The sequence below is a fragment of the Bacillus mobilis genome, assembly GCF_001884045.1.
GTDB lineage: Bacteria > Bacillota > Bacilli > Bacillales > Bacillaceae_G > Bacillus_A > Bacillus_A mobilis.
Genome location: NZ_MACF01000069.1, coordinates 129,600 through 142,258, shown reverse-complemented (window position 1 = coordinate 142,258; position 12,659 = coordinate 129,600). Strand labels below are relative to the sequence as shown.

General features: G+C 37.8%; 11 protein-coding genes. All 11 read left to right on the top strand.

Annotated features, from left to right (window positions below; genetic code table 11):
• Positions 1 to 791: RNA-guided endonuclease TnpB family protein (locus BAQ44_RS11315; RefSeq protein ID WP_145925748.1), on the top strand; the 791-nt coding region annotated here is incomplete at its 5' end.
• Positions 792 to 1,211: 420 nt separating this feature from the next.
• Positions 1,212 to 2,555 carry a carbohydrate ABC transporter substrate-binding protein gene (locus BAQ44_RS11305; protein WP_063263206.1) on the top strand — a complete coding sequence of 448 codons (1,344 nt, stop codon included), beginning with the start codon at positions 1,212 to 1,214 and terminating at the stop codon, positions 2,553 to 2,555.
• Between the two features lie 69 nt (positions 2,556 to 2,624).
• Positions 2,625 to 3,515, top strand: coding sequence for a carbohydrate ABC transporter permease (locus BAQ44_RS11300; RefSeq protein ID WP_061676478.1), 891 nt, complete (start codon positions 2,625 to 2,627; stop codon positions 3,513 to 3,515).
• A 14-nt stretch (positions 3,516 to 3,529) separates the two neighbouring features.
• The gene (locus tag BAQ44_RS11295; protein WP_084669505.1) at positions 3,530 to 4,519 is read left to right on the top strand and encodes a carbohydrate ABC transporter permease; all 990 of its coding nucleotides are present in this window, start codon (positions 3,530 to 3,532) and stop codon (positions 4,517 to 4,519) included.
• 12 nt (positions 4,520 to 4,531) lie between these two features.
• Complete coding sequence (gene gnpA / locus BAQ44_RS11290; RefSeq protein ID WP_071721715.1) at positions 4,532 to 6,703, top strand: 1,3-beta-galactosyl-N-acetylhexosamine phosphorylase; 2,172 nt, start codon at positions 4,532 to 4,534, stop codon at positions 6,701 to 6,703.
• Entirely contained in the window at positions 6,693 to 6,860 is a 168-nt protein-coding gene (locus BAQ44_RS31030; RefSeq protein WP_168216099.1) for a DUF6903 family protein, read from the top strand. Before gnpA ends, BAQ44_RS31030 begins: the two co-directional genes overlap by 11 nt.
• A 108-nt stretch (positions 6,861 to 6,968) precedes the next feature.
• Entirely contained in the window at positions 6,969 to 7,868 is a 900-nt protein-coding gene (locus BAQ44_RS11285; protein ID WP_063263204.1) for an ROK family protein, read from the top strand.
• Between the two features lie 61 nt (positions 7,869 to 7,929).
• A complete protein-coding gene (locus BAQ44_RS11280; RefSeq protein ID WP_071721714.1) occupies positions 7,930 to 9,096 on the top strand; it encodes an SIS domain-containing protein in 1,167 nt (388 codons plus the stop codon).
• Positions 9,097 to 9,116: 20 nt separating this feature from the next.
• Positions 9,117 to 10,265, top strand: coding sequence for an N-acetylglucosamine-6-phosphate deacetylase (nagA, locus tag BAQ44_RS11275; RefSeq protein WP_071721713.1), 1,149 nt, complete (start codon positions 9,117 to 9,119; stop codon positions 10,263 to 10,265).
• A gap of 26 nt (positions 10,266 to 10,291) precedes the next feature.
• Positions 10,292 to 11,227, top strand: a complete 936-nt coding sequence (gene lacC / locus BAQ44_RS11270) for a tagatose-6-phosphate kinase (protein WP_061676473.1) — start codon at positions 10,292 to 10,294, stop codon at positions 11,225 to 11,227.
• Positions 11,228 to 11,242: 15 nt separating this feature from the next.
• On the top strand, positions 11,243 to 12,250 hold the full coding sequence (lacD, locus tag BAQ44_RS11265; RefSeq protein ID WP_071721712.1) for a tagatose-bisphosphate aldolase: 1,008 nt from the start codon (positions 11,243 to 11,245) through the stop codon (positions 12,248 to 12,250).
• Positions 12,251 to 12,659 lie beyond the last annotated feature (409 nt).

Here is a 12,659-nt window from a genome sequence, read left to right as displayed (position 1 = left end):
AGCAAAAAGGTCGGTTCTTTGAGGTGCATTACACATATGAAATGCACGTTTCTCAAATGAAGAAACAATCAGCGACCATTAGTAACGCTTTGAGTTGCGATTTAGGTGTAGATAGATTAGTAAGTTGCGTGACAAATACAGGTGATGCATTTTTAATTGATGGAAAAAAACTAAAATCCATTAACCAGTACTTCAACAAAATGATACGTAATTTACAGCAAAAAAATATAGAAAATGGAATTTCAAAACGCGTTGTAACGAATAAAATGGCTGCACTTTGGCATAAACGAGAACGACAAATAAATGGTTACATTTCAGAAACGGTAGGCCTGTTGTTTAAAAAAGTGAAAGCATTTGGCATAGATACGATTGTCATAGGCTATAACACTGGTTGGAAACAAAAATCTGATATGGGGAAAAAGAATAATCAAAAGTTTGTTCAAATCCCGTTTCATAAGCTGATTGCAGCAATTGAGAATAAATGTATAAAAGAAGGTATCCGATTTTTCAAACAAGAAGAAAGCTATACTTCAAAAGCCAGTTTCCTAGACAAAGATCCGGTTCCAGTTTGGTCTAAGGATAATAGAGCCCAATATTATTTTAGCGGCAAACGAATCACTCGTGGTCTGTATCAAAGTAAAGCAGGAACATGTATTCATGCGGATATTAATGGTGCGCTGAATACATTGCAAAAATCACAAGTTGTAGAATTGGATGGCAATCTCAAAGTAAAAACGCCGATTCTATTAGAAGTGCAAAAACGTAAGGCTGTTGCTTCGCGCATAGCTTAGTGGGTGTGTCAACCATCCATGTGTACTCGACTTGTCGGGGCTTGTAGTACACGCCAGATTCATCTGAGTGGTGGCTTCTTTCATAAGGAAGAACTGCTCTTTTTCGAAAGGGTGGTGCAAGTGGGAAAACAATCGTTCGTTGTCAGTACCAACCAAAAACATACTTGGGGTGTTACCATAAGGTGGCATGAATGCTAGAGCGTCAAACTGTCTAGCGATAGACGAAAAGACCTAGCGTTCGAACTCAAGCACCCACTGAAAGGCTTTATCTCAGTGGGGGTAGTTGACAAAGATTTTAGTGGGATATTCAGTAAAAAGCAAGATATCTAAAAAACAGAACAAGATGTTTATTGTGAAAGCGTTATCCATTTTGTATTCTTTAATTATGAAAGGAAGATTAGGAGATGGGGGTAAATAAAGATGAAAAAAAAGTTATTGTTGTCTGGGATGACAGCTTTGTTATCTTTTAGTTTAATAGCTTGCCAAGGTAATACTACAAAAGTTGATAACTCTAAGGATGGTAAAGGCTCCAGTGAAAAACAAACCCTTCATGTGGCAACACTTGAATCGGCTTATGGTAAAGAGATGTGGAGTAAAGTAATTGACGCATATGAAGCTGCTAATCCAAAAGTTGATGTTAAATTGACAGTGGACAAAAACCTTGAGGATGTCATAGGCTCCAATATGAAAGCCGGAAAGTATCCGGATGTTGTGTTGTTGGCAACCGGGAGAAAACAGGCACTAACAGAAACTTTGATTAAAGATAAAGCATTAGAAGACATTACTGATGTTTTTGATAAAAATGTTTATGGTGAAGATGTTAAAGTTAAAGATAAGTTAGTACCAGGGCTTACTGGTACACCTGCGACTAATCCTTATAATGACGGTAAAATTTATATGGCACCGATGTTCTATAGTCCAACTGGATTATTCTATAATGCTAGCTTATTAAAAGAAAAAGGTTGGGAAGTGCCGAAGACTTGGGATGAGATGTGGGCTTTGGGAGATAAAGCGAAAGCAGAAGGAATTTCATTATTTACTTATCCTACAACAGGCTACTTTGATACATTCTTCTACTCTTTATTACTAGGGGTGGGTGGACCTGAGGTATTTAATAAAGCTATGAAATATACAGATGGTGTTTGGGAAAGTTCTGAAGCAACGAAATCGTTTGAAATTATCGGAAAATTAGGAAAATACACAGAACCAACTACTGTTGCGAATGCAAATGATAAAGACTACAAAAAAAATCAACAATTGGTTCTCGATAACAAAGCTTTGTTTATGCCAAATGGTACATGGGTAGTTGGTGAAATGAAAGAAGCTCCTCGATCTAAAGGGTTTGAATGGGGCATGATGCCTTTACCAACTATTGATGCTAATAGCGACCGTTATGCATTTACTTTCTTTGAACAAATGTGGATTCCTTCAGCAGCTAAAAATAAACAACTTGCTAAAGATTTCATGACGTTTGTTTACTCGGATAAGGCAGCTGAAATTTTTGCTGAATCGAGTGCGATTCAGCCTATCAAAGGTCTTTCTAATAAACTGACAGGTGAAAATAAATCATTCTATAGTATCTATGATAATGGAGTGAAAGTGGGAATAGGTGGATTTGCTGCAACGAAAGCCGTTGAAGGCGTAAGTATGCCAGATACATTATTTAGAACGATTGACAGTGTTATTTCTGGTGATAAAAAGGTGAAAGATTGGCAAAGCTCTGTTGAAAAAGTGAGTGACCAATTACGGTCTGCATTAAAATAAATTAGTTTTCACTACGTACAATGGTGAACAGCTAGTTTCACCATTGTACCTATTAACTGAGGTGATGGCATGAATAAGACAACAGAAAAAAGAATTTTTATTTTTGTTTGTACTGCACCGGCACTACTACTGTTAGCCATTTTTATGATTGTTCCTACAATTGAGGTATTCAGGATGTCCTTATATAAGTGGGGAGGATTTTCTAATAATAAGGTATTTGTTGGATTAGAAAACTTCAAGATTTTATGGAATGATATGAATTTCTTTCGATCTCTCCAAAACAGTATCGTATTAATTGTTATTGTTACACTTATCACGATGGTGATGGCGATCTTGTTTGCCACTTTGTTAACGAGAGAAAAAATAAAAGGTAAAAGTTTCTTTCAAATTATTTTTTATCTCCCGAATATTTTATCCGTTGTAGTTATCGCGGGAATATTTTCTGCAGTTTATGATCCGACTACAGGATTGTTAAATAATATACTTGCTTTATTTAACCTTGAAAATCTTCAAAAGATGTGGCTTGGCAATCAAAAAATTGCCATATACAGCATTGGCGGGGCACTCATTTGGCAAGCGATTGGTTATTATATGGTCATGTATATGGCGGCAATGGCAAGTATTCCCGAAAGTTTTTATGAAGCATCTGCTTTGGAAGGTGCTGGACGGGTCAGACAATTTTTCAGTATTACGTTACCGTTAATTTGGAATAACATTCGGACGACGTTAACTTTCTTCGTTATTAGTACGATTAATTTAAGTTTTCTACTCGTTCAAGCGATGACTGGTGGGGGACCCGACGGATCGACGGAAGTGTTTTTAAGCTACATGTATAAGCAGGCTTACACGAATTCTTCTTACGGTTACGGTATGGCTATTGGGGTGGTCATTTTCCTATTCTCATTCGCATTATCTGCAATTATAAGCGGTGTCACTAAAAGGGAAGTGTTGGAGTATTAAGGAGGTCCAAAAAGATGGAAACACAAAAACGAATGACAACAGAAACAGCTTATCGAGATCCAAAAATGATGGAAACCGAAAAAGAAATGATTGTAGAAGCAGTTTATAAAGCCCCAAAAAAAGTTAAGTCCCAAAAAGGTATGACTACAGAAGCAATATATCGTTGTTTTATATATGTAGCACTGATTACGTTAGCAATTTCTATTATTATTCCTGTTGCATGGGTTTTCTTAGCCTCAGTGAAGCAAAACTCGGAGTTTTATGGAAGTCCTTGGGCCATGCCGAAAAGTTTCTATTTTCAAAACTTTATCGATGCTTTCCAAAAAGCAAACATGGGTACCTATATGTTGAATTCAGTCATGGTAACCGCGTTGGCTCTGCTCATTTTATTGATTGTGGCCTTACCAGCAGCCTATGTATTGGCAAGGTATACCTTTAGAGGAAGCAAGTTAATAAATACTTTTTTTAAAGCTGGATTATTCATCAATGTGAACTACATTGTTGTTCCAATTTTCTTGATGTTATTGGACGGAGATACCTTTTTACAAGGCCAAATTGGTGATGGATTTCTACTAGATAATTTATTTGTTTTAGCATTGGTATATGCGGCGACGGCGTTACCATTTACCATTTACTTGCTGTCTAGTTTTTTTCAATCGCTTCCATCTACATATGAGGAAGCGGCATTGGTCGATGGTGCAGGATATTTCAAAACAATGATTTCAGTCATGATTCCTATAGCTCGTCCAAGTATTATTGCCGTCATTTTATTTAATTTTCTTGCCTTTTGGAACGAATACATTATTGCCTTAACATTAATCCCAGGACCAAATAAAACGTTACCTGTTGGGTTAATGAACTTGATGGCAGCTCAAAAATCTGCTGCGAACTATGGTCAAATGTATGCAGGCATGGTTCTTGTCATGCTACCCACTTTGATTTTATACATCATTGTTCAAAAAAAATTAACACAAGGAATGACCCTTGGTGGTTTAAAGGATTAGAGGAGGATTTACATGAAAAAGAAAAAAGGCCGTGTTACTTTACCGAGTGAAGAAAATTTTCTTAAGGAAACAAAAGAATTGATGGAACGATGGGGTGCGGATGCGATTCGTGATAGTGATGGAACGAAACTAGACGATGATATTAAACAATTGGATGCGAAAATTTATACGACCTATTTTGTTGCTCGAGCTCACAATGAGTTCGCAGAGAAGCACATGGATGAATGCCAGCAACTGTATTTAATGAGTTTGTTCAATACTGCGCTTACTGACAACCTTGAAATTAATTTTATGAAAGGCTACTTTGAGAAACAATTAAAGCCGGATTACATTCACAGTCCTAAAAAATACTGGGAGGTTATTGACCGGACAACAGGAGAAATTGTTGACGTGAATGATTGGGAAGTAAACGAAGAGAAAAATTGTGTTTTGATTACGAAGGCGATTCCTTGGCATGAATATACGGTTTCATTCCTAGTATATGCAATTTGGGATCCAACTCAAATGTACAATCATATTACAAATAATTGGGGCGATAAGCCACATGATATTCCTTTTGATGTGAGGCAGCCACATTCCAATGAATTTATGAAAACCTATTTAAAACAATGGCTGACAGAAAATCCAGATACAGATGTGGTCAGATTTACAACGTTTTTCTATCATTTTACCCTTGTATTTAATAATCTTGGCAAAGAGAAATTTGTCGATTGGTTCGGATATGGTGCTAGTGTTTCAGTTGCTGCTTTGGATGCCTTTGAAAAAGAAAAGGGCTATCGCTTAAGACCAGAGGACATAGTTGATCAAGGTTATTATAATACCGCGTTTCGAATTCCAACTCCTGCGTTTTTAGATTATATAGATTTTGTTCATAAGTTTGTTGCTGAAGAAGCAAAGAAACTTGTGGATATCGTCCATGAAAGTGGAAAAGAAGCAATGATGTTCCTTGGTGATAATTGGATTGGTACAGAACCATATGGAAAATACTTCGAAAATATCGGATTGGACGCAGTTGTAGGCAGTGTGGGCGGCGGAGCTACACTACGTATGATTGCTGATATACCACATGTTCGTTACACAGAAGGGCGTTTCTTACCCTATTTCTTCCCAGACACTTTTTACGAAGGTAACAACCCGACGATTGAAGCGAATGAAAACTGGTTAACGGCACGCAGAGCGTTATTACGGAACCCTGTTGATCGTATCGGCTATGGCGGTTATTTAAGTCTAGCTTATCAATTCCCGGAATTTATCTCCTATATTGAAAAAGTTACCGAGGAATTTCGTGAAATTCATGACACGATTAAAGGTGTTCAACCATACAGCGGTCTTAAAGTTGCAATTTTGAATTCTTGGGGCAAGTTGAGAACTTGGCAAACACATATGGTTGCTCACGCTCTATGGTATAAACAAATTTATTCTTATTTAGGTGTTTTGGAATCTTTGAGCGGGGCAGCTGTGGAAGTTTCGTTCATTAGTTTTGATGATGTCATTAACGAAGGTATACCTAAGGACATTGACGTTATCATTAATGCCGGCGATGTAGGCACAGCTTTTTCAGGAGGGGCTAATTGGATTAATGAAAAGTTAGTCACTACAATTAGGGCCTGGATGTATAACGGTGGAGGTTTCATAGGGATTGGCGAACCGACAGCCTATCAGCATGAAGGACATTATTTTCAATTGGCGAACGTCTTAGGTGTTGACAAAGAATTAGGATTTAGCTTATCAACAGATAAATATTTTATTAATCCTGTCGAAAATCACTTTATTTCTGCTGACAGCACCCAATTTGATTTTGGAGAAGGAATGAAAAACATTTATGCGTTATCAGATAAAACCGAAATAATCGAATATTCAAATGGAGAAGTTCATCTTTCAAGTCATCCGTTTGGAGAAGGGAGAGCTGTCTATATAGCAGGGCTGCCATACAGTGAAGAAAATACACGTCTGCTAATGCGTGCGTTATACTATGCTGCTAATAAAGAAGGAGAATTTCAAAAGTATCATGCGAGCAACATTTATTGTGAAGTCCATGCATATCCATCTATTCAAAAAATGGCGATTGTTAACAACTCGATGATCGAACAAAAGACAGTTGTATACGACGGACAAGGAAACAGAAAAGAAGTGACATTGGCACCTAGTGAAATCAGATGGGAGGACGTTTTAAATGAAGGGTAATATTTTATTCATTATTAAAATTGTTGTGTTTATCGTATGCCTGTCTTTAATTATCATCTATCAAAAGACAGCTGGTAAATTCGAATTAGGTATGATGTTGATTGGATTAGCTGGTCTCTTAGGGCTACTTTATGACTACAATCGGAAATACGTATAAATCAACCAGGGCAAGTGAATTAATCAAGGAATCGCACATATATGTTCAACGATAACAAGTATAGAAAATTACTCAATACTTCAAATACAAACCTAGGGGTGCGGACAAATGAAAAAGGCAGTCGGCATTGATATTGGGGGAACGAAGATTGCAGCGGGAGTCATTTCGGACACAGGTGAACTGCTTGAACGAGCGGAAATAAAAAGTGATCCTTCAGACCGAGAAAAAATGTTTGGTAAAGTTGTAGAAGCTGTGGAGCAAGTTCTCAGAAAATCATCGATTTCCATCGCGGATATCGAGGGAATTGGTGTTGGGGTGCCGGGAAAAGTGGATTTCGAGAAGGGAATTGCCGTTTTTCAAAACAATTTACCTTGGAGGCAGTTTCCTATTTCGGTCCGTTTGCAAGAGCAATTCGGTATTCAGCGGATCACGATTGACAATGATGTCTATATGGCGGCTTATGCCGAATGGAGAGCAGCACATGTAAAAGAGGATGAAACCTTTGTCTACGTGACTATAAGTACGGGAATATCTTGTTCTATCATTCATAAAGGCTCATTTTTTAGGGGGGCAGGATTTGCTGGAGAACTGGGTTTGATTCCTGTCCTCTCGAGAGGGGGCAATGAACGATTAGAAAAAATTGCTGCTGGGCCAGGGATTCAGAGAATAGCCGAAAGGGACTTACAGGTAGATACGATTTCAACAAAGGATGTTTTTGCTAGTTATATAAATGGGGTACCAGAATATCAGTCCATCATCAATGAGGTAACTGATTATTTAGCTCAAGGTCTTTATAAGATTTCATGTTTATTAGATCCGCATAAAATGGTTTTTGGTGGCAGTGTCATTGTGAAAAATCCATTTCTACTGGAGTTGATTAAAGAGAAGCTGAAAAGGTATCAGCTTCCAGAGCAACAACATCTTTTGGAGCAGATGAGCATCAGTACATTGGCGCAAAATAATGGAGTTACTGGTGCAGGCTTACGAGTATTTGAAGGTATGCAATGAGGTGGCGCCGGTCTTCTTTTATGGAGAGAATGATGGCAAATAGGTAGAGGAGTGGACGAATATGTTTACATTAAGTCAAGAAAACTTAGCTTCGTTAGGTGCATCGATAACAACAGCGGAAATAAGAAGGCAGCCTGATTTATGGGCCGAAACCTTTGCTTTGTACATGGAGAAAAGCGAGGGAATAGAAGAGTTTTTGAAAAAAATAGTAACGAAACACAACCGGGTTCGAGTTGTTTTTACAGGCGCTGGAACGTCTGCCTATGTCGGTGATACAGTCACCCCTTATTTAATAGAAAAAGCCGATGAACAACAATGGGAAGTACTAAGCATTCCGACAACAACGTTAGTTTCAAACCCTTACCAATTTTTCAAAAAGGATTTTCCGACTTTACTCGTTTCATTTGCTAGAAGCGGAAACAGTCCGGAAAGTGTTGCTGCTGTACAATTAGCTGAGCAAATAGTAACGGATTTGTATCAAATAACGATTACTTGTGCGAAAGACGGTAAATTAGCCAAACGGGCCGTGAATAATGAAAAGAATTTATTGCTATTGATGCCTGAAAAATCAAATGATCAAGGATTTGCAATGACAGGAAGTTATACTTGCATGGCGTTAACGGCATTACTCGTTTTTGATTCTATATCGACAGAAGAAAAATCGAAGATAGTGAAAAAAATCCATCAAATGGGTCAAAGTGTCATTCAAAGAGAAGGTGACATTCAAAAGATAGTAGATTTTGATTTTGACCGAATTATTTACTTGGGCTCTGGTAGTTTAGAAGGCTTAGCGAAAGAATCACAATTAAAAATATTAGAACTGACAGCTGGGAAAATTGTTACCGCATTTGATTCACCACTCGGATTCCGACACGGTCCAAAATCATTTGTAAACGAAAAATCATTGGTTTTCGTGTTTGTTTCTAACCATCCGTATACACGTCAATATGATTTAGATATGTTGAAAGAAATGCAACAGGATGACATTGCCAGTTACATTTGTGCCATCGAGGTTGAGGGAGAAACTAAGTATGCTGGGAACAGATTTGTATTCGGCAGCGAGGCTCAGTCTGTACCAGATGCCTACTTAGCGTTACCTTTTGTCATGATTGGGCAAACAGTCTCACTGTTAGCTTCCGTGAAAGTAGGCAATACACCTGATACACCTTCACCGACAGGAACAGTGAACCGTGTCGTTAAAGGTGTTACCATCTACGAATATGAGTAACTAGGATAGGAGAAACATATATGTCTATTTTTATCTTTGCAGATAAGTTTTTTCTTGAGGAGATGGTTACGGGGCCTGGATTTTTAGAGATAAAAGACGGAAAATTCGGTGTTTTTTCAGAGGTTAGGCCAGAAGATACGGTAGAAATTATTGAGTATAGAGGACATTGGATCGCTCCTGGCCTAGTAGACACACATATTCATGGATTTAGAAATCACGACATTATGGACAATAGTTTTGGGGGGCTGAACCAAATTTCAGTAGGACTCCTTTCTTGCGGCGTTACATCCTTTTTACCAACAACTTTAACATCCTCAATAGAATCGTTAAATAACGTCGTTGAAATGATTGGTGCCAACTACACAAAAGTGCAAGGTGCAAAAATTAAAGGAATCTTTTTAGAAGGACCATTTTTTACTGAAAAGCATAAAGGAGCACAAAACACGAAATATTTTTGTGACCCATCAGTTGAAATATTGAAAGTTTGGCAGGAATTATCAAATAATGCAATTAAAAAAATCGCGATTGCACCTGAAAGGAAAGGGGCAGCGGAATTTATTGAATATGCTGTAGGAGAAGGGATTGCAGTGGCGTTAGCTCACAGTGACGCAACGTATGAAGAAGCAAAGCAAGCGGTTGAAAAAGGAGCTTCCATTTTTATTCATACTTTCAATGGAATGAGTCCATTGCATCATCGTGAGCCAGGGATGGTCGGAGCAGCCATGAATTTAAAAGATGTTTTTGCCGAAATCATATGTGATGGACATCATGTTCATCCTGTTGCCGCAAATGTTTTAATGAATATCCGCAGCAGAGAAAAGGTTGTTATGGTATCTGATTGTATGATGGCCGGAGGTATGCCTGAAGGAATGTATCAGCTGGGAGAATTTCCTGTGAAAGTAAAAGATGGGATGGCTCGTTTGGAAAACGGAAGTTTAGCAGGGAGCATTTTGCAATTAAAAGATGCTGTCAAAAATGTCGTCGAGTGGGGAATTGCTTCACCTGAGGAAGCGATTTACATGGCGAGTACGGCACCAGCTAAAAGTATGCAGCTCGATGGCGAATGCGGGAAGATTGCCGAGGGATATGATGCTGACTTTATTGTGATGACACCAGAGATGGATGTAACTGCTACTTATCTTGACGGTGTATGCCGTTTTCAAGATTAAACAAATTTCTGAAAGAGGGATTACCAATGATACTATCTGTCACCATGAATCCATCGGTCGATATTTCCTATCCGATTCATGAATTAAAGTTAGATGTTGTTAACCGTGTAGAAGCGGTTCATAAAACTGCTGGTGGAAAAGGCTTGAATGTTGCGCGAGTAATCGCTCAAATGGAAGAAGGTGTCTTAGCGACAGGTGTGCTTGGTGGTACGATTGGGGAATTCATTATTCAAGAATTAAATAAAGTCAATATTTCAAATGACTTTTTGAAAATCAAAAAAGAATCAAGAAATTGTATTGCCATTCTTCATGAAGGGATGCAAACAGAGATTTTAGAATCTGGGCCAACATTATCCAAAGAAGAAGGGGCTCGTTTTTTAGAAAAATTTGAATTTCAACTTGCAACAGCTTCACTTGTGACAATTTCGGGTAGCTTACCGAAAGGGTTACCGACTAACTATTATTATCAAATGTTAGAAATCTGTCATAAAAATGGAATTCCAATAATTATGGATTCGTCAGGGGAATCTTTGAAACAAGCGATGGTGCATAAAGAAAAACCATTTGCCATCAAACCAAATACAGCGGAATTATCTCAGCTGTTGGGCATTGGCGTGGAAGCGGGAATCATAGATCTAAAGCAAGTATTAAACCATGAACTATTTACTGGGATTGAGTGGATTATCGTGTCAATGGGTAGTGAAGGTGCATTTGTTAAGCACGGCGAGGACTATTACAGAGTTACGATCCCGAAAATAGAAGTGGTCAATCCTGTAGGGTCTGGTGATGCAACAGTTGCAGGATTAGCTGTGGCACTACATCAAAACCAAACGGTCGAGACTGTTCTTAAAACAGCGATGACTACAGGAATGTTAAATACGATGGAAGCTGGAACGGGTTATATTAATATGAATAAGTTTAAACATTACTTTGATCTCGTTAAAGTTGAAAAAATAGATTGAAAGAGGAGAATGTTGATGTTAGAACTAACCAAAAATAAATTGGAAGCTCTAAAACGTTTATCTGCTGAAAATGGCATAATTGGAGCATTGGCTATTGATCAACGTGGTTCATTGAAAAAAATGATTGCGTCTGGCGGTGCAAGTCATGTTGGAGATGAAGGCATTATCCGTTTCAAAGAATTAGTTTCTGAGGAATTAACACCATTTGCTACAGCGATTCTTTTGGACCCTGAATACGGTCTGCCGGCGGCTAAGGTCCGCGATAAAGAATCGGGCTTAATCGTAGCGTATGAAAAAACTGGATACGATGCATCAGAAGTAGGCCGATTGCCGGATTTATTACCAGAATGGTCAGTGAAACGATTAAAAGAAGCAGGTGCAGATGCTATTAAATTTTTACTCTACTATGATGTCAATGAAGATGAAAAAATTAATAACTATAAACATGTCTATATGGAACGTATCGGATCTGAGTGTGCAGCTGAAGACATACCATTTTTCTTAGAGATTGTTACGTATGATGCTGACAGTGATGATGTGAAAAGTAACGCATACGCAAAAATAAAACCGTATAAAGTGATTGAGGCGATGAAGGAGTTCTCGAAACCGCAATATAAAGTAGATGTATTAAAAGTAGAAGTTCCAGTAGATATGAACTATGTAGAAGGATATACAGAAGGTGAATTTGTTTATAGTAAAGAAAAAGCAGCTTCCTATTTCAAAGAACAAAGTGAAGCAACTAAGCTTCCATTTATTTTCCTTAGTGCAGGAGTAAGCGCAAAATTATTTCAAGAAACATTAAAATTTGCTAAAGACTCCGGATCTACCTTTAACGGAGTGTTATGTGGTCGGGCAACTTGGAAAGACGGTGTTATGCCGTTTGCTATAGGTGGTGAGCAAGCAGGGCGTAATTGGTTAAAAGATATTGGTAGAAGGAATACTGAAGAACTGAATCTCGTATTGAGAGAGACAGCTAACTCATGGTTTACTAAAGTAAAAATAGCAGCTGAACTTCAAAGTTAGTATAATATCTTTTCTTCTGTTTTTATATGGAATGAAGAAAAATGAGCAGACATTCGTCTGCTCATTTTTTTAGTTGCGTCCAGTATGACCACAAATTCTAGAGTAAGAGATCGGAACAGTTAAGGGAGCAGTAATCATGACTAAAGGGAGAGAGAAGAACCGTTACATATAAATAAATCGAATAATATTAATTATCGTATAAAATCTAATCGATTGAACGTAGTAAAATTCAGTAAAAAACATACTTAAAAAGGTAACAACATCCTTATTTTGTAAGGGTTTTAAAAAGACAATATAACTAAAAAAAGAAACAATATCTTTATTGAGTGGGCACATGAAAAAAACTATTCTAAACATAAGTGAAAGCGGTACCTTTCAGGTTTTAGTATGTTTTAAAAAAGAATGTGCA